This window comes from Thalassospira marina, assembly GCF_002844375.1.
GTDB lineage: Bacteria > Pseudomonadota > Alphaproteobacteria > Rhodospirillales > Thalassospiraceae > Thalassospira > Thalassospira marina.
In genome coordinates, this window is the sequence record NZ_CP024199.1 from 4,020,672 (window position 1) to 4,045,622 (window position 24,951).

The following is a 24,951-nucleotide window of genomic DNA, read 5'->3' on the forward strand; positions in this document are numbered from 1 at the left end:
CTGTTCTGCCCGTTCTGCCCGTTCTGCCCTGCGCTGCCGGTTGCGGTTGCGCCATTTTCATCATGGTCAAATGGCTGCGTCATGATGCATCCCCTTTGTCGCTGGTCTTTGCATCGGCACTGCCATCTGCCGCACCTTTCGCCCCCGTATGGGGGCCATCATCAATTTCTTCACTGCCCATCCATTCGCGCGCGCGCGACAAATGCACATAATCCGAATATTTCGGTGCGTTATCGGGGTGTGGAACGCTTAGATACGGGGTTTCGGGGTTGGCAAAGGCCGTGGCAAGGGCCGCCACACCGGCAACCGCATCGCGCGCCAGATCATGCGGCGTGGTTTTAAGGCGCGCGGTATCCAGCTCGCGAATTTCCCCCGCCGGGTCCCCGCCCGACAGCTTCCAGAAGGCATAGGATGCCGCTGGTCCCTTTTCCACTGCGGCAAAGCCACCCTGTTCGGCAATCGCCCCTTCCAGCGGCAATTGCGGGGCAAAACCGTTCAAAATATCGCGCGGCCCCGGCGGCACACCGGTTTTATAATCGATAATGGCAATGCCCCCATCGCGCAGCACATCAACACGGTCGGCACGGGCATAAACCTCAAACCCGGAACCCAGAACAAGACTTCCCGTCCGTTCGGTATGGGATGCGCGCAATTCGGCACGCCGCCCGGCTTCGGTCTGCACAAACCATTTGGCAATACGCTGAAAACGCGGCCACCAGAATGCCCATAATCCCGGCCGGGCTTTTAAGGGGGCAAAAACATCCTCGCCAATCGCGATCAACCGTTCCTCGGCATCGGCGGGCAGGTAATCGTGATACTGGCTGATAAAACGATCCAGTGATTCGTGAATGTAATTGCCATAATCGGCCGCGCCGGGGTCCAGGTCGATATCATCCAGGCTTTGCAGTTTCAAAATATGGCGCGCATAAATCGCATAAGGATCGCGCATCCAGGTTTCAATTTGCGTAACCGACAGGCGATTGGGCCGGGCATCAACCGGCGGGGTTGGTGCGGGGCGGCCAATGCGCACCCGCATTTCCGCACTGGGTTCGTCGAGCTGGTCGGCCAGGTGTCGCCACTGCGCGGCATCGGCCCGTTCCATCACGATGCCGGATTTCCGCAATATGTTTTCAATCCGTAACAACCACCGCGATGGCACGGTTGGCGTGCCGCCTACACGCAAGGCGCGGGTCATCACCACCTTTGGTGCGCAAAATAACTGCTGAAAATCATGCGCGGATTGTCCGATCCTGTGTTCGGGGGCCGGCAGGCCAAATTTGCGCCGCATCGGGCGGCTCATCCACGGGTCGGACCCGGCTTCGGGCGGCCACACCCCTTCGTTCAACCCGCCCAGAATGGTCAGGTCCGCCTGCTGCATCTGGGCTTCGACCGTTCCCCAAATAAACAGGCGCGGATGTTTGCCAAAACGCGGGCGCACGGCACGGTCTGCCATCAGAGCATCAATAAATGCGCCATAGCGCGCGCCCTGCAACACCTCAAATCCCGGCAGAGCCTGAAGCAGTTCATAAACAAAATCGGCCAGTGCCTCGCCCGCATCGCCGCGCCACAGGCGGTCCGCCCCTTCCTGCTGGTCGGTTGTGGCAAGGGTTTCGCAGCAACGCACATGGGTTCGCAGCGCTTCGACCGGCAAAATGGTTTTATCCCCCATCAAATCGCGCAGGGGCGACAGGGCTGCTTCCAATGCAGCAACCAGGTCGCACAGGCGTTGATGGTCATCGCGAATACGTTCTATCCGCGGGGCAATGTTGGCACCGGGCGCACCATTGCTGGCACTGGCCTTGGTAAGGCGATCAATGGTTTCATCGCGCCAGCCATCAATCGCGCTGATCAACCCCTCAAGCCCCGGCCCCGGCCTTGGCCCACGCAAAATCTGCAATTCCAGCAGGCGGGTGTGCGTCCGGAATGTTTCGGGGGCCATGCCCGCCGCACATAGCGGGTGTTTTAACAGTTCCAGCAACGGCACAGGGGCAAATTGCTCCTGCACGGTGCGAACAACCAAACGCAGGAAAATCGCAGGCGCGGTATCGTGTAACGGCACACCGGCGGAATCATCCACATCCACTTCCCAGCGGCGCAGTTCGGTTGCCACACGCCGGGCAAGGCCACGGTCCGGCGTTACCAGCGCACAGGTTTTACCGGGTTCTTCCAATGCCTCGCGCATCATCAATGCGATGGTGGCGGCCTCTTCGCGTGCGCCCGAACAATCCACGCGCAAAACCCCATCCAGAACATCCGGGGCAAAATTGCTGATATAGCGCCATTGATCAGTGGTTAGCGCCGGGCGCAATGCCTCGCGCACCAGACGGCGGCGCTCCCCCTGCGCGGAGGGTCCAATACCACCATCCACCGGGGTCATCGGGCTGGTTTGCAGCAGGGCATCATCCATTGCCGGTGAAATCGGGCTTTGCGGGGCGACAAAATCATCAAACAGATCGCGCATTGCCCCTTTAGCTGGCGCAACCTTCGATGCGGGTTCAACCTCCGCCGCCGGGTCAGGGGCATAATCCGGATAAGGCTCTGCATATGATTGCGAATAGGCATCATCAAGCAGGGCATCATCGGGTATATCGTCAAAATATGCCGGGATATCATCACCATCCCGCTGATCCTGGCCATCGCGCATGGCGTCCGCTGCCACAGCCGCATCATCCACCCCGCCCCACGGGCGTACATCCTGTGCGGCACGGTCGATATGGGTTAACAGCCGCGATAATAAATGCTGGGGATGGGCGGCATCATCGGCAATCGCCAGCCAGTCCCCTGCTGAAAGGCCGGTCATCAAACCGGGCAAAACCACCCGCCCCTGCGGCAGGGCCAACACCGCCCCAACCAAGTCGCGCAAGGCCGGGAATGGGGCCGTGGAACCGGCTACAATCACCGGATATTGCGGCGGGTTGTGGTCCCAAAGGTCGATCTGGGCGGCAATCATGGCGTTCCGGCGGGCGGCACGGTCGCTTACCCCCTGATCCGCCAGAATATTGGGCCAGAATTTGGTCAGGATTTGCAAAAATTCCAGCGTCAATTGCCAGTGCTGGGCAAATTCGGCCGGAACCAGCCCTTCAAGTTCATCAAACTTGCAATTTTCCGTTTGCACCTGGTCCAAAAACCGCGCCAGTTCGCCTGCCAGTCGTGCGGCCTGGTCAGCCGTGGGTTTTACGCCCTTGTAATCGGCGCGCGACATGATCAAACGGGTTAACAGCAACTTTCGTTGCAAATCCGGAATGGCTGGCGGCAGGTCCAACAATGCATCCTGATCGGCAACGCCAAACATTGCCAGTTCATCTTCATCGGCCTCGCCCAGCGGGCGAATGGTCGGCAACAGGGTGACCTTGCCCTGCGTCTGGCGCAAAAACGCATCGCGCATCACTTTGCAAGACCGCCGATTGGGCACCAGAAGCAACGTATCGGACAAAATAACCGGCTGGCTGGCAGCTTCACGCAACAATTGCTGTGCAAGCATGTCGGCAAAGGGTGCACCAGGCGGAATATAAAACAGATTGTCCGTCATATTTGTCCCCATTTGCCGTGCCCGACGGGTTCTATCGGGCAGGCAGCCTTCATTTTTTAATCGTGGTTTACCGATACCAGCCTAACGCGAAATCATGGGTTTTTGCACCCGCCTTTGCCACGAAGAATGATCAATTCATCATCCTGCTGACAAAGGCCGGGATAACAGCCTGCAATTGATTGCGCGCGTTTCAGGCCGGGTTATTCCGCCAGGGCGTTTTCCGCATCCTGCAGGGCCTCGGGCGTGCCAATATGGAACCAGCGGCCATCATGCACCAGCCCGTAACAGCGGCCATTTTCCAATGCCCGGTCATAGACCACATTTAACGAAAAATTGCCCGGCAGCAGGCCTTCAAACAGGCGCGGATTCAATATCTGCACACCGGTAAAAAAATAGGGGGCAGCTACCGCACTTCCCCGGCGTTTTAACCGCCCATCCACCTGCCAGAAAAAATCGCCCGCCCCGTCATAACCAAACGCACCATCAACCGGCGCAATCGCCAACAGGGCATCCATATGTTCGGCGTCAAAGGCTTCGATCATGCGTTCAAATAAGGGGTCTTTGCCTTCGGTCCAGTACATGTCGGCATTGGCCACCAGAATGGCACTATCATCCAGCAGCGGCAGGGCATTTTGCACCCCGCCCCCGGTTTCGAGCAATTCCACCTCGGGCGAGTTGACAACCACGGGAAAGTCCCGGTTTGCCACATGGTCAGAAATCATTTCGCCAAGATAATGATTATTGACAACCACACGGTCAAACCCGGCATCGCCCAGGCGGTCCAGCACATGGTCCAGCATCGGCTTGCCTGCCACGGGCACCAGCGGCTTGGGCATTTTATCGGTTATCGGGCGCATACGCTTGCCAAGGCCGGCGGCCAAAACCATTGCCTGCGCCGGTTTTAAAACAGGGTGCATGTTACTGGTCATTTTCCGGTCCATGGTTGGGAATGATCGTTGGGAATAACAGGGGCCAACCGGGCGCTGGCGGGAATGTGGTTTTCAACCCAGTCTGCCAGTTCCGGCAGGTTTTGCTGCGCCCCGCGCAAAATCAGTTCCCAGCAGCGCGGGACAAATTCCAGATAGCGCATCTTGCCACTTTCGCGTGCCAGCCAGCCAAACCGGCCCAAAATGCGAAAATTCCGCACCATGCCCGTGGCAATGTAGGCGCGGTTAAACGCGGTTTCGTCAATTTCGGGAAAGGCCGCCAGATACCGCGCCATCATGGTGCGTTCGATATCGATGCCCACATCATGGCGCACATCGCGCAACAGCGACACCAGATCATAGGGGCGCGGGCCAATGGCGGCGTCCTGAAAATCGATAATGCCACAATCAGCATCGCCATCATCGGTATCCACCAGCATCAGATTATCAACATGGTAATCCCGGTGGATAATGGTTTGCCCCGCGTCAAAACATTGCGGCAATACATGATCCAGAAGATCGTCAAATTCCTGCATGGCGTGGCCCCGCCGGGCATCATCGGCAATCACCAGCGGCAAATAATCCCGGCCAAAGCTGGCAAGCTGACGGCGCAAATTTGCGGGCTGATAGGTTACCAGCCCTGCCATCGCCTGCGATAATTCACCATTCGCGCCATTCGCCGCATTCACCCCTGCCGCCCCTGCCGCCATCGCATCACACCCGCGATGCAGGGTAATCAGCGCATCGGTTGCGCGGATATAAAGGCTGGCTGGCACAATGCTGCCCATTGCCAGGGCACGGGTAAAGGTCAGGTCGCCAAAATCCTCGATCAGGGCCAAACCATTTGCCACATCATGGGCCAAAACCTCCGGCACACGCCAGCCCAGGTCGGTAAACAGGGTTGTGGTTTGCAACACCGGCGCGATGGATGCTAGGCGTTCGGGAATGTCACTAACCCCATGCGGGTCAATCGACACGGCATTGGGTGGGAAATCCATCAAAAGGGCGGTTTCAAACCCGCGACCAAGGCGGAAATATTTCCGCGCCGAGGCATCATCAACCAGCTTTTCTCGCCCGGCACTGCCCCAGCCATGCTGGTCCAAAAAACCATCAATAACAGAACCTCTATCCTGCTGGCTCATGCCACATTCCCGTTAAGCCCGGCGATACGCTGCTGCCAGCTTTCGCCCGATGCCACCAGCCGTATCTGGCGGGCATCGGCGTTTGATCCGGGTTCGATATAAATATCAAGATGCGCCTCAGGCGTTAAATAGTCCAGCCGGTCGGGCCATTCGATCAGGCTGACAGCTTCGCTAAAGGCATCTTCGATATCCAGTTCATGAACTTCTTCCGGGTCCGACAAACGATAAAGGTCAAAATGCCAGACGGGCACCGGCACCAGATCATAAATCTGCACCAGGGTAAAGGTCGGACTGGGGACTTCTTCATGCGGGTTTTGGGCAAGGGCACGGATATAGGCCCGGCAAAAGGCGCTTTTGCCCATGCCCAGGGTACCATGCATCAGGATCACATCGCCCACCTGCGCCACCGCAGCAAGGCGGGCTGCAAGTTCTTCGGTTCCGGCCTGGTCCTTGATATCGACGGTCTTTTCCATTTGCCTTTGCACCCGCTTTCACACCGATATTGCGAAAATTGTCGCCCTTTCCCCTGTTCTACGGGCAGAAAGGGCGATTTCGCAATGATTTTGACAGGCATTTTATTGTAACCTGCCCCGGTTAAAAGCCTGTCAACATGGCAGCCCCACTGATCGCGCAAGGGCGGATAACGTTGCGATTGCGGGGACAAAATGCTATTTCGCCCCTGACAGGTTAACACCCTTTGTTTTTTGGAATGGAATCAAGATGTCGGAAGCGTCGCACAGCACGGATATTGCCATCATTGGTGCAGGCCCGGTCGGGCTTTTCGCCGTATTCGAAGCCGGTATGCTGGGCCTGAAAACCCACGTTATCGATGCGCTGGACATGGTTGGCGGCCAATGCAGTGCGCTTTACCCGGAAAAACCGATTTTTGACATTCCCGCCCATCCGCAAATCACCGGGCAGGACCTGATCGACCAGCTTGCCAAGCAGGCCGCCCCGTTCGAGCCGACCTACCATCTGGGTCAGCAGGTCATCAAACTGGAAAAGCGCGATGATGGCCGCTTTACCCTGGAAACATCGGTCGGCACCACAATTGATGCCGGTGCCGTTGTTATTGCAGCAGGCTGCGGTGCCTTTGGCCCCAACAAACCGCCGATGGAAGGCCTGGAAGATTTTGAAGGGTCTGGTGGCGTTCAATATTACGTCAAACGACGTGCCGATTTTGCCGGCAAAAAGGTTGTCATTGCCGGTGGTGGCGATTCTGCCGTCGACTGGGCACTGTCCCTGCATGATATTGCCGACAAGGTATATGTCGTGCACCGCCGTCCCAAATTCCGCGCCGCACCCGATAGCAGCGCCAAGCTTGCCGCCCTTGCCGAAGCCGGCAAAATCGAAATGGTCATCCCCTATCAGCTCAAGGGTCTTAAAGGCGACACCACATCAGGCAAGCTCAGCCACGTAACGGTTGCCACCCTGAAAGGCGAGGAACTGGACCTTGAAGCCGATCACCTGCTGCCCTTCTTTGGTCTGGCAATGGAACTGGGACCGATCGCCGATTGGGGCCTGAACCTGGATCGCAACCATATTGGCGTAACCCAGGCGACGATGGAAACATCCATTCCCGGCATTTTCGCCATCGGCGACATTGCCAATTACGAACACAAACTGAAACTGATCCTGTCAGGCTTTGCCGAAGGTGCCAGCGCCATTCATGCGGCACGCGGCTATCTGTTCCCTGATAAAGAATTTCATTTCGAATATTCAACAACCACTGGCGTTCCTAACGAATAATCGAAATACAGCCATTTCGAAAAGGCGCACCATGACCACAAAACCATCATTCCATACAGGTGGATGTCTTTGTGGCGCGGTGCGCTTTTCAGTTTCTGGCGCACCACTTGGCAGCAATCACTGCCATTGCAACATGTGCCGAAAGGATAGCGGTGCCGGTATTTCAACCTTTGTCAGCTTTCCCGCCAGCGCCGTTATCTGGAATGGCAAACCGACAGATTATGAAAGTTCGCCGGGCAAGTATCGTGGTTTCTGCCCTAAATGCGGATCAAGCATAACCTGGCGCAAGGCATCGGATGACAGCTTTATCGATTTCCGGCTGGGCACATTTGATGATCCCAGCGCCTTTCGCGCGCAAAAACACCTTTGGATGCGCAACGCCCTTAAAAACTTTGCCGATATTGACCCCGGCGCCGATCATTTCGACTGATCGCCGTTAAAACGCGCGCACCAATCCCCGCGATACGGCAATATCACACACGGTTTCCGGCAGCGTTGCCCGCAAACCTCAAAGCCTGAAACGCTCAAACTCTCTCAAAATCTGTGCAGATTACAGCCTGACCCCAAGCAGTTCGACCAGCACACCGACAATCATGTCGTGATCTTCGTGCGATGCCAGCCCTGAAACCGTAATGGCACCGATCACCCCCACATTTTTAACCCGCAACGGAAAGCTGCCGCCGTGATCGGCGTAATCGGCAAAATCAATGCCGTGATCAGCCAGGGTTTTGTTTTTGGTTTGCAGCGCCATGCCAAACCGGCGGGATGACTGATGTTCACGCAAAACCAGGTTGCTTTTGCGACGTGCCCATTCATCATTGGCCGGTACGGCACCAGGCAGGGCCGCATGAAAAAGTGTGCGGTTCGGGGTGCGGATATTCACCACCACCGGGGCATTTCGCGCCCGCGCCACTTCCACAAGAATGGCCCCTACCTTCCAGGCGGTGTTTTCATCAAAACTGTCAAAGACCAGGGCTTCTTCCTGCCGGGCCAGTAAATCCAGATCCATAAGAAACCTCCTGTTGGGCGGGGAAAACAGCCATCTGCAACCAGCTAAACGTATGCAGGAGCCATATTACAACAAAAAAGGCCACAGCCGGTTAACGGCTGCAGCCTTTTTAAGGGTCAAACAACGACAGAAATTATTTGTCGTCGCCCATTTTAAGCGCGTTGATAAAGGCCGATTGCGGAATTTCGACCTTGCCAAACTGGCGCATTTTCTTCTTACCGGCCTTCTGTTTTTCCAGAAGTTTGCGTTTACGGGTGATGTCACCGCCGTAACATTTCGCCGTCACGTCCTTACGCAGGGCCGAAACGGTTTCACGCGCAATCACCTTGCCGCCAATGGCTGCCTGAATGGCAACCCGGAACATCTGCCGGGGGATCAGCTCTTTCAAACGGCCACAAATGGCGCGGCCACGGGTTTCAGCCTGGCTTCTGTGAACCATCAATGCCAGGGCATCAACCGGTTCTTCATTGACCAGAATCGATACCTTCACCAGGTCGCTTTCGTCATAACCCGCCAGCTCATAGTCAAAGCTGGCATAGCCGCGCGAAATGGATTTAAGGCGGTCATAGAAGTCAAAAACAACTTCGTTAAGCGGCAGTTTGTAAACCGCCATCGCCCGGTTGCCGACATAGGTCAGGTCAAGCTGAACGCCACGGCGTTCGGTACACAGCGTCAGGATACCGCCCAGATATTCATCCGGCACCATGATCGATGCTTTAATCCACGGCTCCTCGATCGCTTTGATCTTGGTGACTTCAGGGAAGTCCGCCGGGTTATGAAGCATGATATCATCGCCATTCGTCAGCGTGATCTTGTAAGACACGGACGGGGCAGTGGTGATAAGGTCCAGCTCGTATTCGCGTTCCAGACGTTCCTGAATAATTTCCAGGTGCAGCAGACCAAGGAAGCCACAGCGGAAACCAAGACCAAGGGCGGTCGAGTTTTCAGGCTCGAACTGGAAGGATGCATCGTTCAGGTGCAGCTTTTCCAGCGCATCGCGCAGCGTGTCATATTCGCTGGTATCAACCGGGAAAATACCGCAGAAGACCACCGGGATGGAGGGTTTGAAACCCGCCAGCGGCTTGTCGCACGGGCGTTTTTCTTCGGTAATGGTGTCACCGACTTCGCATTCGGCAACGGTTTTCATCCCGCAATTGATGAAACCGATTTCACCCGGCCCCATCGAATCGAGCGCAAGCGGCTTTGGCGTAAACACACCAACACGGTCAATCGTGTGCGTGACCTTGGCATTCATGAAACGAACCTTCTGGCCCCGTTTCAGCGTACCTTCCTTCACACGCACCAGAATCATCACACCCAGATAGGCGTCATACCAGCTATCGATCAGCAAAACCTGAAGCGGCGCATTGGCATCCCCCGTAGGGGCCGGCAGGCGCTTGACCAGCGCTTCCAGAACATCGGGCACACCAAGGCCGGTTTTGGCCGAGATCATGACCGCATCAGAAGCATCGATACCGATAACTTCCTCGATCTGTTCTTTTACCTGTTCGGGTTCGGCAGCTGGCAGGTCCACCTTGTTCAGGACCGGGATAATCTCGTTATCATTATCCATTGCCTGATAAACGTTGGCCAGCGTCTGGGCTTCCACACCCTGGGCGGCATCCACCACCAGAAGCGAGCCTTCACACGCCGCCAGCGAACGCGAGACTTCATAGGCGAAGTCAACGTGGCCGGGCGTGTCCATCAGGTTAAGGGTGTATTCCTCGCCATCTTTTGCGACATATTTCAGTCGAACGGCCTGTGACTTGATGGTGATGCCACGTTCACGTTCGATATCCATCGAATCGAGAACCTGATCGGCCATCTCACGATCGGTCAAACCGCCGGTAAGCTGAATCAGACGATCGGCCAGGGTGGATTTACCATGGTCGATATGGGCGATAATCGAAAAATTTCGTATATGTTTAAGATCGGTCATGGGATGCTTTTCTAGCAATCAGCAATCGATATATCCAGTGTCACGTCTGCGTATCGAAAAAGGGGCCGTTTCAGTTACCGCGTCAGCATGCCGGAATTTCGACAGCGACAGCGCGCAACCCCAGACAGCCCGAATTCAGCAAAAGCTGCCTGCGATGAAAACACCATTCCCGATCACAAGCGGATCGTTTAACAGCAACCACCGGGTCATAGCAATCTCGCTTTACGCTTCGTGCCGGTTTATTTAGGCTTTTGTCCTTCATCCGTATAGAGGGAATCGACAGGGATGCGCCCAGTACAATGTTTCTGACCGCCACAGAACCGTCTCTGTCGCAGCGCAGCCTGCGAACATTGCGTCATCGCCTGCTGCTTCTCTCGCTTAGCGGAACATTCATTGTCCTGCTGTCCTTCGCCATTATCCAGAAAACGCTTTATGACAGCGCCCTTGAACAGGGACGTGCCGAACTGGTGCGCCTGGTATCAACGATCAGCATTTCCGTGGCACAGGCCAGCAAAAACAGCCTGTTATCCATCCCCACCCACCAGGACAACATTTCGCTGGTGGTGCTTGATAACAATCTGGAAGTTCTGCACGGCAAGTTTCCCGAACATCTGGCAGAAGAACTTCGCGAAACCCTGGATAAAAACCGCCGAAATATTGACGGCAGCCTGACCTGCGAACACGGCAAAAAATCCATCATGCTGGCCTATCATGCCATGCCGCGCCTAAACCGCATGGCCGTGGTGATGGTGCCCAAAATGTCGCTGCTGCATGAATGGTTTCGCGGTCTTGCCCTGCACACCGTGCTGTTTGCCATGATTCTGTCCGTCATGACCTGGCTTTCGGTGTGGTTATGGATCCGTCTGAAACGCCAGCATATCCGTTCGCGTGATCTGGCGGGGCATTTCAACGATGTAGAAAACAGCCTGTCAAATTTTGGCTGCGCCTTGATCGGCTGGCGTCTTTCAACGCCCCATGCCGCCCTTAACCTGCGCCTGAACTGGCCCGAAGTTTTGGGAACCGCCGGCAGCCCCGATATGATCACCGCAACCGATTTCATGGACCTGCTTGGCCCGGCATCCTATGCGCAATTGCGTGGCGCCCTGCTCGAAGACCGCTGGCCCCAGGACCGGATCGCCGCCATGGTCACCCTCCAAACCGATGACAGCCACAGCCAGCGCTTTTATCTGACCGCCACCCGCCATGTGGACCATGGCGACAGCTTTGCCACCATTCTGCTGCTTGAAACCACCGGCAGCCAGGAAATCTGCAATCCGTTTGAAGCCTATCTTCAACATTCCCCCGAACCGGCAATTGCCGTGGATTTGCAGGGTATTTTGCGTGGCTTTAGCGCGGCCTTTGAAAATGTGCTGGGCGACAAGGTGCATTTTGCCATTGGCACCCCGTTCTTTGACCTGTTCACCGATGACCAGCGCGAAGAAGCCACCAAAGCCTTTGCCGAATGCATCAGCGGCCAAAAACCGACAGCCGAACTGGTTTTCCGGATGGAGGACAAGGACGGTAATCTGCGCTGGCTGGCCTGGCACTGTATCGGCCCGCTCGATGGCGTGATGCTGGGCAGTGCGCGCGATGTGACCGAATTTGTCGATAACGCCGAAAAACTGCGCGAAACCCTGAACCAGCTTAAACGCAGCAACGAAGACCTTGAACAGTTTGCCTATGTTGCCTCGCATGATTTGCAGGAACCATTGCGCATGGTCACAAGCTATACCCAGCTTCTTAAACGGCGTTATGGCGGGTCGCTTGGCCCGGATGCCGATGAATATATCAATTATGCGGTTGATGGCGCCAAACGGATGCACAAGCTGATCACGCATCTGCTGGAATATGCCAAAACCGGCAGCAATGGCGGCCTGACCTATGTGGATTGCAACGAAGTCTTAAACGAGGCCCAGGCAGACCTGAAAGCCGCCATTTCCGAAACCCAGGCCATTATCACGCACGATGCCCTGCCCCAGCTTTATGGCGACCGAATCGCCCTTTCGCGCCTGTTCCAGAACCTGATTTCCAATGCCATCAAATATTCCCGCCCCGGTGTGCCGCCGTTAATTACGGTCAGCGCGGCGCGCGACCCGGACAAACCCGATTTCTGGCGCTTTACCCTGCATGACAACGGCATTGGCATTCATCCCGAACATGCCCAGCGCATTTTCCGCCTGTTCCAGCGCCTGCATAAGGATGAATTCAGCGGCACCGGCCTTGGCCTGTCGCTTTGCCGTAAAATCGTTGAACAGCATGGTGGTGAAATCTGGCTCGATACCACCCGCCCGATCAGCGACCCCGGTGCCACCTTCATCTTTACCCTGCGCGGATACGAGGAATAGGGATGCGCTTATTGCCCGCCCTTGGCCTGTTGTTAAGCACAGTTCTTGCTGCCTGTGCTGCGCGGACACCTGTGGCCGTTGATCCTCTATCCGATAGCGAAATGGCCGAAATACGCGGCCTGATCGGCCGCTTTCACGACAGTAAAACACCCCCACCTGGCTGGCAGGAACTTGGCGGTGATGAAATCCGCAAAAGGATGGTGGGGCACAGCTACTTTGGCTATCAGACGACCAGTCAGCCACGCCGCTTTGTTTATGAAATCATGCCAGATGGTAAAATGTGGCGCGGGCTTGGTGATCTTTCCCGTTCGGCCTGCGACTGGAAAATCACACAACACACGCTGAATTTCGATTGCAGCAACATTTATCATGAATGGTATGTATTAACCGATGGCCCGCACATGGTAATGGTTCGATACTATCAGGGGCGGCGGTATTTCAATATTCTCGAAGAAATCACCTTTTCGGATTAAGTCGCGCCACAGGGAGATGAAAATGACCAAATTCAGCATCGCACCCATCATGTTTGGTGGATTGGTTCTGCTTTCAGCCTGCAGCAGCGACCCGCGTATCATGCCCAATGACCATATGCAGGAACTTGCCACATCCTTTTCCCAGCGCGACATCCACGGGCCACTTCCCAGCGGCTGGCGCCAGCTTGATGGTACGGAAATCAACTATCGTTTTGCCAACGAAACATATGGTGTCTATTCCGTCACCACCGACCAGCAATTGCTTGTCATGCATCTGGAAGACAATTCAACCGGCAGCCTGGTGGGTATGGATAAACCCCGCCAGTGCCAATGGACCAGCATCGCCGACCGCCTGACGCTGGATTGCGAAAAATTTGAAAAATCCTGGCGCATCTATACCAACGGGCCGGACCTTGTTGCGGCCGACCTGGAAGAAGAAACCTACGCCATCATGAAAAAGCGTAACACTTACTGATCGCTATAAAGGCTGGCCAATTGCCGGGCCATAAAATCGGCAAAGGCGCGTGCTGCCGGGATGGCCGCGCGCCCCGCCGGGAAAATGGCATGTAATTCAACCTGCCCAAAATCCCAGTCCGGCAAAACCTGCACAAGCTGCCCGGCCTGTAATTCGGCCGCACATCCCGCCGCGCTCATCGAGGCCAGGCCCAAACCGGCCACGGCAGCTGCGGTTGCAACCTCGTTAACCGTGGTTGCCAATTGCCCTGTCACACGCACCGATGCCACCTCGCCATTACGGCGAAATACCCACGCCTGCCCGCTGTGACTGGGTCCCAAAATAACGCTATGCCGTGCCAGATCGGCGGGCACAGACAAACGCGGTGCCGTCGCCAGATAGGCCGGTGCACCAACCACCACCCGTTTCCATTGGCCGATCTTGCGCGCAACGGCGGCAGAATCGGATAACACCCCAAACCGGAAACCCAGATCAACCCCATCGGCAATGAAGTTCTGCCGGGTATCATCCATAATCAGTTCCACCCGCAGGGATGGATGTTGCGCCAGAAAGTCGCCAAGGCACGGCACGATAACCCGCTGGGCAAAGCTGGATGACACACCAACATGCAAAACCCCGCGCAATTCTCCGGTGCCGCGCACCGCATGTTCGGCCTCATCAAGATCAGCCAAAATCTGCTCAACCCGCGCCAGATAATCCTGCCCGGCCTCGGTCAGGGTTACGGCACGGGTGGTCCGCGTCAGCAATAGCGCCCCGACCCGTTCCTCCAACTGGGAAATAACCCGCGAAACGGTTGGTTGCGGCACATTCATGTCCCGCCCCGCCGCCGAAAAGCTGCCCTTGCGGGCGACGCGCACAAACAGGCGCAGGGCAAATAAATGATCACTCATAACAAAAATGAATAACTTAAAGTCATATTCACTGGCTACTGAATAAATAAACCACGCGGCATGGTGTGGCCATACACCAATCGGATTTACGGAGTCCCCCAATGTCCCTGCAAGAAAAACTGACTGCCCTCAAAGCCCATGCCGAAGGCACCCTGTTGCCGCCCGACGTGGTTGAAATCCTGCATCGCGCAACCGACGAGCTGATTGCAAGCGGTGCACAGGACCGCGCCCTTAAGGCCGGTGACAAGGCCCCTGTTTTCACCCTGCCCGATGCCGATGGCAACCAGGTTTCATCAACAGAACTTCTGAAACAAGGCCCGCTGGTAGTGACCTTCTATCGCGGGGTCTGGTGCCCCTATTGCAACCTCGACCTTGAAGCCCAGGAAGAAGCACGTGCCGAGTTGGAGGCACGCGGCGCAAGCCTTGTTGCCATTTCGCAACAAAATGCGGTCAATAGCCGCAAATCACACCGGCAGAACAATCTGGGCTTCCCCATCCTGGTTGACCAGGGCGGTGAAACCGGCGCGGCCTTTGGTGTGCGCTGGAACCTGCCGGATTATTTGCAGGCCGTGCATAAAAAACTGGGTGCTGACCTGACCGCCTTTAATGGCGAGGATAGCTGGACCCTGCCAATGCCTGCCCGCTATGTGATCGACCAGAACGGCATTATCGCCTATGCCGAAGTCAATGCCGACTACACCAAACGCCCCGAACCTTCGGACCTGTTTGCGGTGCTGGACCAGTTGAAAACACAGGGTGCGGCCTGAAAAATCAGGCCAGCCGCCCGCATGAACCGGGCCAAAACCCAATAAAAAAGCGGGCTGCATCATCGCAGCCCGCTTTTATTCGATATCGAAACAGTTGCCGGTTAACCGCGCAATGCGCCACCGGTGGCCTTTTCAACCGCTGCAATCACCTTCTTGCAAACACCGTCGATTTCTTCATCGGTCAATGTCTGTTTGGTCGGTTGCAGGGTAATCGAAAATGCCAGTGACTTTTTGCCATCTTCAATGCCTTTACCGGCATAAAGGTCAAAAATCGTCACATCGGTAATCAGGCCCTTATCGGCACTGCGTGCGGCCTTGGCCACCTGTTCGGCACTGACCGACGCATCAAGCAGGAAGGCAAAGTCGCGTTCGACCGACTGGAATGCCGAAGCATTCAGCGGCGGACGATTGGTGCCTTTCTTTTTGGGCATCGGCAGGTTTTCGACAAACAGTTCAAACGCCACCACACGGCCTTTGACATCCAGCGCCTTAAGGATACGCGGATGCAATTCACCGAAATAGCCAAGAACGTTTTTCGGGCCCAACTGCAGCGCAGCCGAACGGCCCGGGTGATACCATGACGGCGCACCGTCGGCATTCACCTGAATATTACCCGCCGGAACACCCAGCGCATCAATCAGGGCTTCGGCGTCAGCCTTGACGTCAAACACGTCAATCTCGCGGCGCGAACCGGTCCAGCTGCGATCGGTGGTGGCACCTGCGCGCAAACCGGCAGCAACAAGGCGCTGATCACCCGGCTGGTCACCGAAAAATTCCGGACCAACTTCAAACAGGGCCAGATCGGGGAAACCACGATTCTGGTTACGACCAGCCGCCGAAATCAGGTTGATCAGCACATTGGGGCGCATCACATCAAGATCGGAACTGATCGGATTTGCCAAAAACAGGCCCGGCTTCAGATCGGTAAAGGCACCTGCCAGACGCGAATCCGCAAACGCCCAGGTCACAGTTTCATACATCCCGCGTGACGCCAGAACGCGGCGCGACAGGCCAACACGTTTCTGCATCGGGCTTAGGGCCGGTACCGGCAGGCTGGTTTCACGTTCCAGTTCCACAGTCGGGATCTGATCGTAACCGATGATACGCAGCACTTCTTCAACCAGGTCGGCTTCGCCAACAATGTCGGGACGCCAGGTCGGGGCAATGGCGGTTAAAACGCCTTCTTTTGCCGAAACCTCAAAACCAAGCGAGGTCAGGATTTCGCTGGCGCGATCCTGCGTAACGCTTACACCGCCAAGCTCGGCAATGCGCCCAATCCGCAGATCAAAGCTGTTTTTCGGTGCCGGAACTTCCCCGGCCTTTACCACATGCGAAACGTCACCGCCGCAAAGCTCGGTAATCAAACGGGTTGCAACCTCAATCCCCCAGATAACGGATTGCGGGTCAACACCACGCTCGAACCGGTAACGGGCGTCAGAATTGATCTGCAACTTACGGCCGGTTTTTGCCGTTACGATCGGGTCAAACAGCGCGCATTCGACAAAAACGTTAACCGTATCATTCTGGCAACCCGTAAGCTCGCCCCCCATGATACCGCCAATGCTTTGCGCAGCAGCCTGATCGGCGATCACGACCATGTCGCTGGTCAGCGTATATTCCTTGTCATTCAGCGCCTGCAGCGTTTCACCGTCGCGGGCATAACGAACATCAAGATTGCCGTTCAGCTTGTCCGCGTCAAAAACATGCAGCGGGCGGCCAAGGTCAAAGGTCGCAAGGTTGGTGATATCCACCAGAATCGAAATCGGGCGCAGGCCAATGGCTTCCAGGCGGGCTTTCAGCCAGTCCGGGCTTTCGCCATTTTTAACGCCACGAATATAACGGCCATAAAATGCCGGTGCAGCACCATTTGCCAGCACGTCATCAGCAATCGTGACCGAAACCGGGCTGTCAAAGCCGCCTTCAACGGCAACCTGATAGGGATCATCCTTCAGCGTGCCCATGCCAGCAGCCGCCAGGTCCCGTGCAATACCGCGAACAGCGGTGCAATCCGGGCGGTTCGGCGTCAGGTTAATCTCAATGATCGGGTCATCAGCCCCCAGAACACCGGCAACCGGTGCGCCAATTTCGGCATCGGCAGGCAATTCAATAATACCGTCATGGTCTTCGCCCAGGCACAGCTCGCGCGTGGAGCACATCATGCCCTGGCTTTCGATACCGCGAATCTTGCCGGGTTTCAGCTTGGAACCATCAATCGGAATGATCGCGCCGGGCTGGGCCAGTGCCACCTTGATGCCGGTACGGGCATTGGGCGCACCACAAACCACCTGAATGATCTTTTCGCCGGTATTGACCTTGCACAGTTTCAGGCGATCAGCATCAGGGTGCTGGCCGGCTTCTTCGATATAGGCAACACGGATATCGGCAAGGGCTGCCGAACGGTCCTCGAAGCTTTCAATCTCAAGGCCGATTGCAGTCAGCTTTTCGGTGATCTGGTCAACCGACGCATCGGTATCAAGATGCTGTTTCAGCCAGTCGAATGTGAATTTCATAATCTTAGCCCCTAACCATGTTCGGCACATCCAGCGGCACGAAACCATAATGTTTCAGCCAACGCAGATCGGTATCGAAAAAGGTTCTAAGGTCGGGAATGCCGTATTTCAGCATGGCGATACGTTCAATCCCCATGCCAAAGGCAAAGCCCTGATATTCTTCGGGGTCAAGGCCACATGCCGCCAGAACGCGCGGATGCACCATGCCGCAACCCAGAATTTCCAACCAGTCATCACCGGCACCGATTTTAAGCTCGCCGCCCTTGCGCGAACAGCCAATGTCCATTTCGGCACTGGGTTCGGTAAACGGGAAAAAGCTCGGGCGGTAACGCACCGGCACTTCATCAAGCTCGAAATAGGTCTTCACAAATTCCAGCAGACACCCCTTGAGGTGGCCCATATGGGTTTTCTTGTCGATGACAAGGCCTTCAACCTGATGGAACATCGGCGTATGGGTCATATCGCTATCGGAACGATAGGTCCGGCCCGGCGCAATAATGCGGATCGGCGGGGTTTTGGACTGCATCGTTCTGATCTGCACCGGCGAGGTATGGGTACGCAGCACCAGGCGCGATCCGTCTTCGGCTTCGGGCAGATAGAAAGTGTCCTGCATTTCACGCGCCGGATGTTCGGGCGGAATGTTCAGCGCCGTAAAGTTATGGAAATCGTCTTCGATATCCGGGCCTTCGGCCAGCGCAAAACCCATTTCGCCAAAAATCGAAACGATTTCGTCAATCGTCTGGCTGATCGGGTGAATGCGGCCTGCCGTTTCGCTCGGGCGCGAAGGCAGCGTGACGTCAATGCGTTCGCCGGTCAGACGGGCCTCAAGGGCGGCGTTTTCCAGATCGCCCTTGCGCATGTCAATTGCGCTGGCAACCTGGTCTTTGACCGCATTCAAGGCCTGACCAAATTCGCGACGCTGGTCCGGGTCCATCTTGCCAAGGTTTTTCATAAGGCCGGTAATGCGGCCCTTTTTGCCAAGGGCGCTGATACGGATGTCTTCCAGGCCGGCCAGATCAGCCGCCTTTTCAACTTCTGCCAGAACCTCTTCGCGCAACGCTTCGATGTTTTCCATAACTTCCGACGCTTTGGCTGGTGTGAACAGGATAAAGAAACTTAAAAACAAAAACGGGGACGGCCAAAAATGGCCGCCCCCGAATAAATCAGGCAATGCCGTAAAAAACCTTTTTAAAAAAGGTTTATCAGGCGAGCGCAGCCTGGGCCTGGGTCACCAAAGCCTTGAAGGCTTCCGGTTCGCGCACGGCGATGTCAGCCAGAACCTTACGGTCCAGTTCGACACCAGCTTTTTTCAGGCCGTTCATGAACTGCGAATAGGTCAGACCGTTTTCACGGGCACCGGCATTGATACGCTGAATCCACAGGCTGCGGAACTGGCGTTTCTTGGCGCGGCGGTCGCGGTATGCATACTGCAAACCTTTCTCGACAGCCTGAACCGCGGTGCGGTAAGCGTTTTTACGACGACCGCGGTAACCCTTGGCAGCCTTAATTACCTTGCGGTGACGAGCGTGCGAAGACACGCCCCCTTTTACACGAGCCATTTCTTAACTCTCCTTAGCCTTAGCCGTACGGCAGGAATTTTTTGACGATACGTGCATCAGCATCACACAGAATTTCCGTGCCGCGTGCCTGACGCTTCATTTTCGTCGGTTTTGCCGTCAGAAGGTGGCGCTTGTTAGCGACATTACGACGGACCTTGCCGGAGGCGGTAAGGCTAAAGCGTTTTTTAACGCTCGATTTTGTCTTCATCTTGGGCATTTTTCTATCCTTGCAAAAAGCAATTTGACGAAAATCCCCTTCGGCGGCTGGGCATGCCCCGAGACGATAAAATCATCTCCAGCCTCACCACCTGTTTCGGGGACGGGTGGTTATAGACTCCACCCCATGCTTTTTCAAGGAACTTTTCGGTCACAGCCGCCATTCGCCCGGCCTGGCAGGGCCATACCCCAACAACCGGCAATATCAGCAGTTTTCAGCCGGTTTCACCCGCAAAAACCGCCATCACGGCCCCGATTCCCCGATACGGGATAGCTGCCATGTTATGACGCAATCATCCGGCAGGCCGAAATGCAGGCCAGCAGACAAAGAAAAACCGCCTAAACGGCGGTTTTAACCAGATGTGCCTTACCCAGCCATTTTTCGATTCGGCTCAGCAATTTTTCCCGGTTAACCGGTTTTAGCACAAAATCATTTCCCCCTGCCGCAATGCCACCGCGCAGGTCTTCCTCGCTTTGCCGGGCCGTCACATAAATAACGGCACAGGGCAATTGCGGAAAACCGGTACGAACCCGAAGGCTGGCTTCAAAACCGTTCATTTGCGGCAACATCACATCCATCAGGATGACACGCGGCCGTTCGGTTTTCAGCAGAGTTAAAAGTTCATGCCCGGAAGACACACCGATGAAACGGTAACCGCCGCTTTCGACGATCCGCTTAAGCAGAACAAGGCTTTTGGCGTCGTCGTCAACACCGACAACGAGAGGGCCCTGACCTGTTCCCATCGGCGTCTCCTTCCGGTTTGGCTGTATCGCCGCGTCTTAACGCGGCGCCAGCACCATAATCATAATCCGGCCTTCCATCTTTGGCATCATTTCCGGTTTGGCCAGATCTTCCAGATCACCGGAAAAACGTTGCAACATGCCAAGACCAAGATCCTGGTGCGCCATTTCACGGCCGCGGAAACGCAGCGTGACTTTTACCTTGTCGCCACCACCAAGAAACTTCTGAGCCGCACGCAGTTTGACGTTGTAGTCATGGATATCGATATTCGGTCGCAGTTTGATTTCCTTGACCTCGATAACCTTCTGCTTCTTTTTGGCTTCGTTCTGTTTCTTGCTCTGTTCGTATTTGAATTTGCCAAAGTCGATCAGCTTGCAAACCGGCGGCTCGGCATTCGGGGCGACTTCGACGAGGTCGAGTCCAGCCTCCATCGCCATGTCAATGCCTTCACGAACACTAATCGGCTGTGACAAATTGCCTTCTGCGTCAACAACACAGATGGAACGGGCTTTGATATCCTGATTGACGCGCGGACCCTCTTTGGTCGGCTGCATCGGTTTGCGTGGTCGTGCTATGGAGAATCTCCTCTGACAGTCAAAAATATTAAGGCAAGCAACAATTGCCCGATGCCCGCAAAAGCATCAGTAGCAAACTGATTTAGCATATCGCCTGCATATCAGAAAGCAATGATTTCGCAATATAAGACAGTTCCGCTTCAATTCGCTGGCCTGTCTTTTGCATCGCTTCGATATGCTTGCCCCTAGTCTTCCAGGTTCAACCGCTGGCGGATAACCTCGAAAACCCGGGTAATGGGCAAATTGCGCAGATCAGGTTGCTGGATAATGCTGACCGCATCCTTGCCATGCCCGCGCGGGGCACACATGGCCGGGTTTGATGCCTCTGAAAACAGAACAATGGTCGGCGCACCGGCCGCCGCGGCCAAATGCATCGGCCCCGTATCATTGCCAATCGCCAGAACCGCCCCCTGTGCCAGGCTGGCAATTTCAAGGAAATCGGTTTTACCCATCAGGTTACGTGCGCGCGGGCACATATTGCTGATGCGATCAAGCACATCGGCTTCCTTGTCCGTGCCAATCAGAACCGGCGTCAGGCGATAGTCAGCCAGCATCTTGGCAAGCAGGCCAAAACGTTCCGCCGGCCAGCGCTTTTCCGGGCGATGGGGCGAACCGCCCGGGCAAATCAGGACATAGGGTGTCTTGATGCCAAACCGGTCCGGGTCCACCTTGGGCGCATGAAGATGCGGCAGGGGAATATCGGTAATGCCCATGCCCGCCAACTGGTCGATATGACGTTCAATGGTATGCATCTTGTGGCGTTCGGGGTGTTTATGCGGATGCGAACATCCCCAGGCAATCCCGGACCATTCCGGTGCCTTGCCCGGCCAGAACAGCCGATAGTAAAATGTGCTGCGATCCGATGTTTGCAAGTCATAAACGCGATCAAATTCGCCACTGCGCAAAAACCGGCGCAGCGCCATCAGGTCGCCAAACTGCGTCAGCTTGGGCCGGCGATCCACGGCAATGGCATCAAAACAGCCAGTCGATTTTGCCAGATCAACATATAACTTGGTCGTCAGCAGGGTGATATGCGCATCGGGATGGGCACGGCGAATGGCCGCAAACGGGCCGGTTGCCATAACGACATCGCCCAGCGCACTTAATTTGATCACCAAAATCCGTTGCCGTTTAACCGGTTCATCACCACCAACGGCCATTTCCGCACCAATCGGTGCCATCTTGTCGTTTGTCATGCCGCATTATTCCTGGCGATACGCAATAGGGCCTTTTCGTACACTGCCAGGGTCTGTTCCGCCATCTGGGTCAGGGAAAATTTTTCAATTACATGTTGCCGGCCCTTAAGGGCAATGGCTTCGCGCCGTTCCGGGCTCAGCTTCAAAACCTGGGCCAGCGCATGTGAAAGCTGCGGCACCTCGTTGGGGGCAACCAGCCACCCGGTTTCACCGGGCAATACCGTTTCCGTCGCACCACCATGGGCTGTTGCCACAATCGGCCGTCCCATGGCCTGCCCTTCGGTCGGTACACGGCCAAAGGCTTCAGGGTCAAGTGACGGGCACACAACAACATTTGCCAGCATATAGGCCGCTGGCATGTCGTTGCAATGATCGACGATATGAACAATATCCTGCAGGCCAAGGCTGCGGCTCAGCTCGATCAGTTCTTCGCGATATGCCGAACGCCCCTGGTCCGATCCCACCAGCAGACAGCGCACATTGCGATGGCCAATTTCCTCAAGCATGGCGGGTATCGCCTTGATCAGGAAGGCCTGGCCTTTCCAGCGCGTCAACCGGCCTGGCAGCATGATGACATATTCCCCGCCATTCAGCCGCCACTGGGTCGAAAGCGCAATCAGGCGCTCCGGGCTGACATTTTCGGGGTTGAACAGGTCCACATTGGTACCGCGCGGCACCACATTGAGGCGTTCCTCATCAATGCGGTAATATTTGCGAATGTGATTGGCGATAAATTCTGACACCGCAATCACCTGGTCGCCCATGGTCATGACGGAATTGTAATATCGCTTGAACGGGTTGGTATAACCCGAATAGGTGCCATGAAACGTGGTAACGAATGGCACCTGCATATGGCGCGCAGCCCAGCGCGCGCTCCAGGCCGGGGCACGTGAACGGGCATGAACAATGTCCACCCCTTCCGACCCGATCAGATCCGCCAGCAGGCGCCCGTTCTGGCGCATGGTCAAAAGATTTTTGGATTTGAGCGGCAGGTTGATATGGCGCGCGCCAACACGTTCAAGTTCACGCTCAAGCCGCCCGCCCTGGGACGCCACAAGTGCCACGCCACCGCCATCAACAATGGCTTTGGCAATATCTACCGTTCCACGTTCCACGCCGCCTGTTTCCAGTTCGGGCAGAACCTGCAGGATTACCGCCGGACGAAAGTCCGAACCTTGCGTCTGTCGCCGGGGGCGATAGACTGGCTTTGTCTCGTTTTGTGACGCGCTCATCCAACCTTAACCATTCAGCATCCAGGATTCCGTGCCCAGATGACTTATGACATGCCGACACTTATGTTTCTCGACCAGCCTGACGGATCAAAAATCGCATACCACGCGATCCCCCGCAAGCAGGCAGCGACACCAAATGATGAAAAGCCCGGCATCCTGTTTCTTGGCGGTTTCATGTCCGACATGACAGGGACCAAAGCAACACATCTGGAGCAACATTGTGTCCGTCGCGGCCTGGCTTATACCCGCTTTGACTATTCCGGTCACGGACAATCATCGGGCAGATTCGCCGACGGCACCATCGGCCAGTGGGCCCGTAATGCCATCGCGATTCTCGACGAGGTTGCACGCGGCCCGCAAATTCTGGTGGGGTCCTCGATGGGGGGCTGGATCAGCCTGCTGACCGCCCTTGCCCGGCCTGATCGCGTAACGGGCCTGATCGGCATCGCCGCCGCCCCGGATTTCACCGAAGACCTGATGTGGGCCCAGTTCAGCGAGGATCAAAAACACACCATCCTGGAAAAAGGCGCGCTGGTCGAACCCACCGAATATGGCGATGATCCCTATACCATCACCCGCGCCCTGATCGAGGATGGCCGCAACCATCTATTGTTGCGCGACACCATCAATCTCGACATTCCGGTACGTCTGGTACAGGGCATGGAAGACCCCGATGTACCATGGCAAACCGCCCTGAAACTGGCTGAAAAACTGTCGAGCAATGATGTCGAGGTTCAACTGGTCAAATCGGGCGATCATCGCCTGTCCAAACCGGCCGAACTTGATGCCATCACCCATCATATCGATGTTCTGACCGGCTTTGCCGCAGGCTGAACACACTGCCATTCACACAAAACGGGGCGGCACCATGTGGAACCGCCCCGTTTTTGGTTGTTCATTTGCAGTCTTTCCGGCGTTACGCCATCACCACATTTTCCCCATCGACCTTAACGGCAACCGGTTCCAGGGCATCGCCACTACACGGCCCGGAAACACAATAGCCATCTTCAATGCGAAAACGCGCGCCGTGGGTGGAACATAAAATTTCGCCACCAAATTCGCTGATGAATTCGTCAGGTTCAAATTCCAGCGGCACGCCAATATGCGGGCAGCTATTGACGTAACCAAAAACGCCATCGCCTTCACGCACGACAAAAATATTCTGCCGCGACTCCCCCTCGCCAACAAAAAGGCCCTTGGCCCCTGTCGCCTCAAGGTCGCTTAGCGCGCATAAAACGGTCCCTTCCGGGGCAAGCCTGCTCATGGTTTGACGCCACCCATATCGCAAATGGCCTTCCAGGACGCATCATCAATTGGCAGAACCGACAATCGGGACTGTTTTAACAATGCCAGTTCCGAAAATTGCGGGTCTGCCTTGATGGCATCAAGCGTTACCGGCCGAACAAGCGGTTTGACGGTTTTAACATCAACCTGCACAAACTTGCCCTTGGCATCGCTTGGGTCCGGGTAGGCTTCGCGTACGATCTCGACAATGCCGACAATGCTTTTTTCTTTCACCGAATGATAGAAAAACGCCTGGTCACCAATTTTCATGGCGCGCAGATTATTGGCCGCCTGATAGTTGCGAACACCGTCCCAGCCTTCAATATCCTTTGCCACCTGGTCATCCCATGACCAGCTAGAGGGTTCGGTCTTGATCAGCCAGTACGCCATGGA

24 protein-coding genes are annotated in these 24,951 nt (G+C 55.8%); 7 read left to right on the forward strand and 17 right to left on the reverse strand.

All coding sequences use genetic code 11. The annotated features are described in order from the left end of the window. Nucleotides 1–79: 79 nt before the first annotated feature. The 4 genes from addB to tsaE all read right to left on the reverse strand — a co-directional run bounded on the left by addB (nt 80) and on the right by tsaE (nt 6,070). Nucleotides 80–3,529, reverse strand: coding sequence for a double-strand break repair protein AddB (gene addB, locus CSC3H3_RS18255; protein ID WP_245881179.1), 3,450 nt, complete (start codon nt 3,527–3,529; stop codon nt 80–82). A 200-nt stretch (nt 3,530–3,729) separates the two neighbouring features. Beyond that, nucleotides 3,730–4,458 (reverse strand): nucleotidyltransferase family protein, encoded by a 729-nt coding sequence (locus CSC3H3_RS18265; protein ID WP_245881180.1) that lies wholly within the window; start codon nt 4,456–4,458, stop codon nt 3,730–3,732. Next, nucleotides 4,455–5,597, reverse strand: a complete 1,143-nt coding sequence (locus CSC3H3_RS18270) for an aminoglycoside phosphotransferase family protein (RefSeq protein WP_101285755.1) — start codon at nt 5,595–5,597, stop codon at nt 4,455–4,457. Before CSC3H3_RS18270 ends, CSC3H3_RS18265 begins: the two co-directional genes overlap by 4 nt. Further along, complete coding sequence (gene tsaE / locus CSC3H3_RS18275; protein ID WP_101285756.1) at nt 5,594–6,070, reverse strand: tRNA (adenosine(37)-N6)-threonylcarbamoyltransferase complex ATPase subunit type 1 TsaE; 477 nt, start codon at nt 6,068–6,070, stop codon at nt 5,594–5,596. The genes CSC3H3_RS18270 and tsaE overlap by 4 nt, the downstream gene beginning before the upstream one ends. A gap of 247 nt (nt 6,071–6,317) precedes the next feature. On the opposite strand from tsaE, the gene CSC3H3_RS18280 reads away from it, so the two are divergent. Next, complete coding sequence (locus CSC3H3_RS18280) at nt 6,318–7,346, forward strand: NAD(P)/FAD-dependent oxidoreductase (RefSeq protein ID WP_101285757.1); 1,029 nt, start codon at nt 6,318–6,320, stop codon at nt 7,344–7,346. Nucleotides 7,347–7,377: 31 nt separating this feature from the next. Continuing rightward, nucleotides 7,378–7,776 carry a GFA family protein gene (locus CSC3H3_RS18285; RefSeq protein WP_101285758.1) on the forward strand — a complete coding sequence of 133 codons (399 nt, stop codon included), beginning with the start codon at nt 7,378–7,380 and terminating at the stop codon, nt 7,774–7,776. A 120-nt stretch (nt 7,777–7,896) separates the two neighbouring features. Here the strand turns inward: CSC3H3_RS18285 and CSC3H3_RS18290 are convergent, their stop codons facing one another. Together CSC3H3_RS18290 and lepA are read right to left on the reverse strand one after the other, a co-directional pair. Beyond that, a complete protein-coding gene (locus CSC3H3_RS18290) occupies nt 7,897–8,355 on the reverse strand; it encodes a heme-degrading domain-containing protein (RefSeq protein ID WP_101268993.1) in 459 nt (152 codons plus the stop codon). A gap of 133 nt (nt 8,356–8,488) precedes the next feature. Continuing rightward, the gene (gene lepA / locus CSC3H3_RS18295) at nt 8,489–10,294 is read right to left on the reverse strand and encodes a translation elongation factor 4 (RefSeq protein ID WP_101268991.1); all 1,806 of its coding nucleotides are present in this window, start codon (nt 10,292–10,294) and stop codon (nt 8,489–8,491) included. A 299-nt stretch (nt 10,295–10,593) separates the two neighbouring features. Between lepA and CSC3H3_RS18300 the strand changes: the two genes are divergently transcribed. From CSC3H3_RS18300 to CSC3H3_RS18310, 3 genes are read left to right on the forward strand one after another with little or no spacing between them, the layout of a single operon-like run. Further along, nucleotides 10,594–12,639, forward strand: a complete 2,046-nt coding sequence (locus tag CSC3H3_RS18300) for a sensor histidine kinase (RefSeq protein ID WP_101285759.1) — start codon at nt 10,594–10,596, stop codon at nt 12,637–12,639. Between the two features lie 2 nt (nt 12,640–12,641). Continuing rightward, nucleotides 12,642–13,112, forward strand: coding sequence for a hypothetical protein (locus CSC3H3_RS18305; protein WP_101285760.1), 471 nt, complete (start codon nt 12,642–12,644; stop codon nt 13,110–13,112). 22 nt (nt 13,113–13,134) lie between these two features. After that, nucleotides 13,135–13,587 carry a hypothetical protein gene (locus tag CSC3H3_RS18310; RefSeq protein ID WP_245881181.1) on the forward strand — a complete coding sequence of 151 codons (453 nt, stop codon included), beginning with the start codon at nt 13,135–13,137 and terminating at the stop codon, nt 13,585–13,587. On the opposite strand, the gene CSC3H3_RS18315 is transcribed toward CSC3H3_RS18310, so the two are convergent. Further along, nucleotides 13,581–14,477: a LysR family transcriptional regulator gene (locus CSC3H3_RS18315; protein WP_101286318.1), complete on the reverse strand. Its 897-nt coding sequence runs from the start codon at nt 14,475–14,477 to the stop codon at nt 13,581–13,583. The two genes, CSC3H3_RS18310 and CSC3H3_RS18315, sit on opposite strands and share 7 nt — an antisense overlap. Before the next feature lie 101 nt (nt 14,478–14,578). Between CSC3H3_RS18315 and CSC3H3_RS18320 the strand changes: the two genes are divergently transcribed. Continuing rightward, complete coding sequence (locus tag CSC3H3_RS18320; RefSeq protein ID WP_101285762.1) at nt 14,579–15,244, forward strand: peroxiredoxin-like family protein; 666 nt, start codon at nt 14,579–14,581, stop codon at nt 15,242–15,244. Between the two features lie 101 nt (nt 15,245–15,345). Here CSC3H3_RS18320 and pheT read toward each other — a convergent pair whose 3' ends face one another. From pheT to CSC3H3_RS18360, 8 genes are all read right to left on the reverse strand, one after another. Then, nucleotides 15,346–17,754, reverse strand: a complete 2,409-nt coding sequence (gene pheT, locus CSC3H3_RS18325; protein ID WP_101285763.1) for a phenylalanine--tRNA ligase subunit beta — start codon at nt 17,752–17,754, stop codon at nt 15,346–15,348. Between the two features lie 4 nt (nt 17,755–17,758). Next, nucleotides 17,759–18,829, reverse strand: a complete 1,071-nt coding sequence (pheS, locus tag CSC3H3_RS18330; protein ID WP_101269123.1) for a phenylalanine--tRNA ligase subunit alpha — start codon at nt 18,827–18,829, stop codon at nt 17,759–17,761. A gap of 127 nt (nt 18,830–18,956) precedes the next feature. Next, on the reverse strand, nt 18,957–19,313 hold the full coding sequence (gene rplT, locus CSC3H3_RS18335; protein ID WP_073955290.1) for a 50S ribosomal protein L20: 357 nt from the start codon (nt 19,311–19,313) through the stop codon (nt 18,957–18,959). Between the two features lie 19 nt (nt 19,314–19,332). Further along, nucleotides 19,333–19,530 (reverse strand): 50S ribosomal protein L35, encoded by a 198-nt coding sequence (rpmI, locus tag CSC3H3_RS18340; protein ID WP_101268977.1) that lies wholly within the window; start codon nt 19,528–19,530, stop codon nt 19,333–19,335. Between the two features lie 338 nt (nt 19,531–19,868). Next, a complete protein-coding gene (locus tag CSC3H3_RS18345) occupies nt 19,869–20,273 on the reverse strand; it encodes a response regulator (RefSeq protein WP_101268975.1) in 405 nt (134 codons plus the stop codon). Nucleotides 20,274–20,309: 36 nt separating this feature from the next. Next, the gene (gene infC, locus CSC3H3_RS18350; protein WP_101268973.1) at nt 20,310–20,825 is read right to left on the reverse strand and encodes a translation initiation factor IF-3; all 516 of its coding nucleotides are present in this window, start codon (nt 20,823–20,825) and stop codon (nt 20,310–20,312) included. Between the two features lie 206 nt (nt 20,826–21,031). Further along, nucleotides 21,032–22,042 (reverse strand): glycosyltransferase family 9 protein, encoded by a 1,011-nt coding sequence (locus tag CSC3H3_RS18355; RefSeq protein ID WP_101268971.1) that lies wholly within the window; start codon nt 22,040–22,042, stop codon nt 21,032–21,034. After that, a complete protein-coding gene (locus tag CSC3H3_RS18360) occupies nt 22,039–23,274 on the reverse strand; it encodes a glycosyltransferase family 4 protein (RefSeq protein ID WP_101268969.1) in 1,236 nt (411 codons plus the stop codon). The genes CSC3H3_RS18355 and CSC3H3_RS18360 overlap by 4 nt, the downstream gene beginning before the upstream one ends. A gap of 39 nt (nt 23,275–23,313) precedes the next feature. Here CSC3H3_RS18360 and CSC3H3_RS18365 point away from each other — a divergent pair, with 39 nt between their 5' ends. After that, nucleotides 23,314–24,108 carry an alpha/beta hydrolase gene (locus CSC3H3_RS18365; protein ID WP_101285764.1) on the forward strand — a complete coding sequence of 265 codons (795 nt, stop codon included), beginning with the start codon at nt 23,314–23,316 and terminating at the stop codon, nt 24,106–24,108. Nucleotides 24,109–24,190: 82 nt separating this feature from the next. Here CSC3H3_RS18365 and CSC3H3_RS18370 read toward each other — a convergent pair whose 3' ends face one another. Beyond that, nucleotides 24,191–24,538 (reverse strand): Rieske (2Fe-2S) protein, encoded by a 348-nt coding sequence (locus CSC3H3_RS18370; RefSeq protein WP_101268965.1) that lies wholly within the window; start codon nt 24,536–24,538, stop codon nt 24,191–24,193. After that, the gene (locus tag CSC3H3_RS18375; RefSeq protein WP_101268963.1) at nt 24,535–24,948 is read right to left on the reverse strand and encodes an EVE domain-containing protein; all 414 of its coding nucleotides are present in this window, start codon (nt 24,946–24,948) and stop codon (nt 24,535–24,537) included. Before CSC3H3_RS18375 ends, CSC3H3_RS18370 begins: the two co-directional genes overlap by 4 nt. Nucleotides 24,949–24,951 lie beyond the last annotated feature (3 nt).

Bases quoted from the DNA above. Each gene is read 5' to 3' on its own strand.
- addB (WP_245881179.1), bottom strand. From the start codon at position 3,529: ATGACGGACAATCTGTTTTATATTCCGCCTGGTGCACCCTTTGCCGAC.
- CSC3H3_RS18265 (WP_245881180.1), bottom strand. From the start codon at position 4,458: ATGACCAGTAACATGCACCCTGTTTTAAAACCGGCGCAGGCAATGGTT.
- CSC3H3_RS18270 (WP_101285755.1), bottom strand. From the start codon at position 5,597: ATGAGCCAGCAGGATAGAGGTTCTGTTATTGATGGTTTTTTGGACCAG.
- tsaE (WP_101285756.1), bottom strand. From the start codon at position 6,070: ATGGAAAAGACCGTCGATATCAAGGACCAGGCCGGAACCGAAGAACTT.
- CSC3H3_RS18280 (WP_101285757.1), top strand. From the start codon at position 6,318: ATGTCGGAAGCGTCGCACAGCACGGATATTGCCATCATTGGTGCAGGC.
- CSC3H3_RS18285 (WP_101285758.1), top strand. From the start codon at position 7,378: ATGACCACAAAACCATCATTCCATACAGGTGGATGTCTTTGTGGCGCG.
- CSC3H3_RS18290 (WP_101268993.1), bottom strand. From the start codon at position 8,355: ATGGATCTGGATTTACTGGCCCGGCAGGAAGAAGCCCTGGTCTTTGAC.
- lepA (WP_101268991.1), bottom strand. From the start codon at position 10,294: ATGACCGATCTTAAACATATACGAAATTTTTCGATTATCGCCCATATC.
- CSC3H3_RS18300 (WP_101285759.1), top strand. From the start codon at position 10,594: ATGTTTCTGACCGCCACAGAACCGTCTCTGTCGCAGCGCAGCCTGCGA.
- CSC3H3_RS18305 (WP_101285760.1), top strand. From the start codon at position 12,642: ATGCGCTTATTGCCCGCCCTTGGCCTGTTGTTAAGCACAGTTCTTGCT.
- CSC3H3_RS18310 (WP_245881181.1), top strand. From the start codon at position 13,135: ATGACCAAATTCAGCATCGCACCCATCATGTTTGGTGGATTGGTTCTG.
- CSC3H3_RS18315 (WP_101286318.1), bottom strand. From the start codon at position 14,477: ATGAGTGATCATTTATTTGCCCTGCGCCTGTTTGTGCGCGTCGCCCGC.
- CSC3H3_RS18320 (WP_101285762.1), top strand. From the start codon at position 14,579: ATGTCCCTGCAAGAAAAACTGACTGCCCTCAAAGCCCATGCCGAAGGC.
- pheT (WP_101285763.1), bottom strand. From the start codon at position 17,754: ATGAAATTCACATTCGACTGGCTGAAACAGCATCTTGATACCGATGCG.
- pheS (WP_101269123.1), bottom strand. From the start codon at position 18,829: ATGGAAAACATCGAAGCGTTGCGCGAAGAGGTTCTGGCAGAAGTTGAA.
- rplT (WP_073955290.1), bottom strand. From the start codon at position 19,313: ATGGCTCGTGTAAAAGGGGGCGTGTCTTCGCACGCTCGTCACCGCAAG.
- rpmI (WP_101268977.1), bottom strand. From the start codon at position 19,530: ATGCCCAAGATGAAGACAAAATCGAGCGTTAAAAAACGCTTTAGCCTT.
- CSC3H3_RS18345 (WP_101268975.1), bottom strand. From the start codon at position 20,273: ATGGGAACAGGTCAGGGCCCTCTCGTTGTCGGTGTTGACGACGACGCC.
- infC (WP_101268973.1), bottom strand. From the start codon at position 20,825: ATGCAGCCGACCAAAGAGGGTCCGCGCGTCAATCAGGATATCAAAGCC.
- CSC3H3_RS18355 (WP_101268971.1), bottom strand. From the start codon at position 22,042: ATGACAAACGACAAGATGGCACCGATTGGTGCGGAAATGGCCGTTGGT.
- CSC3H3_RS18360 (WP_101268969.1), bottom strand. From the start codon at position 23,274: ATGAGCGCGTCACAAAACGAGACAAAGCCAGTCTATCGCCCCCGGCGA.
- CSC3H3_RS18365 (WP_101285764.1), top strand. From the start codon at position 23,314: ATGACTTATGACATGCCGACACTTATGTTTCTCGACCAGCCTGACGGA.
- CSC3H3_RS18370 (WP_101268965.1), bottom strand. From the start codon at position 24,538: ATGAGCAGGCTTGCCCCGGAAGGGACCGTTTTATGCGCGCTAAGCGAC.
- CSC3H3_RS18375 (WP_101268963.1), bottom strand. From the start codon at position 24,948: ATGGCGTACTGGCTGATCAAGACCGAACCCTCTAGCTGGTCATGGGAT.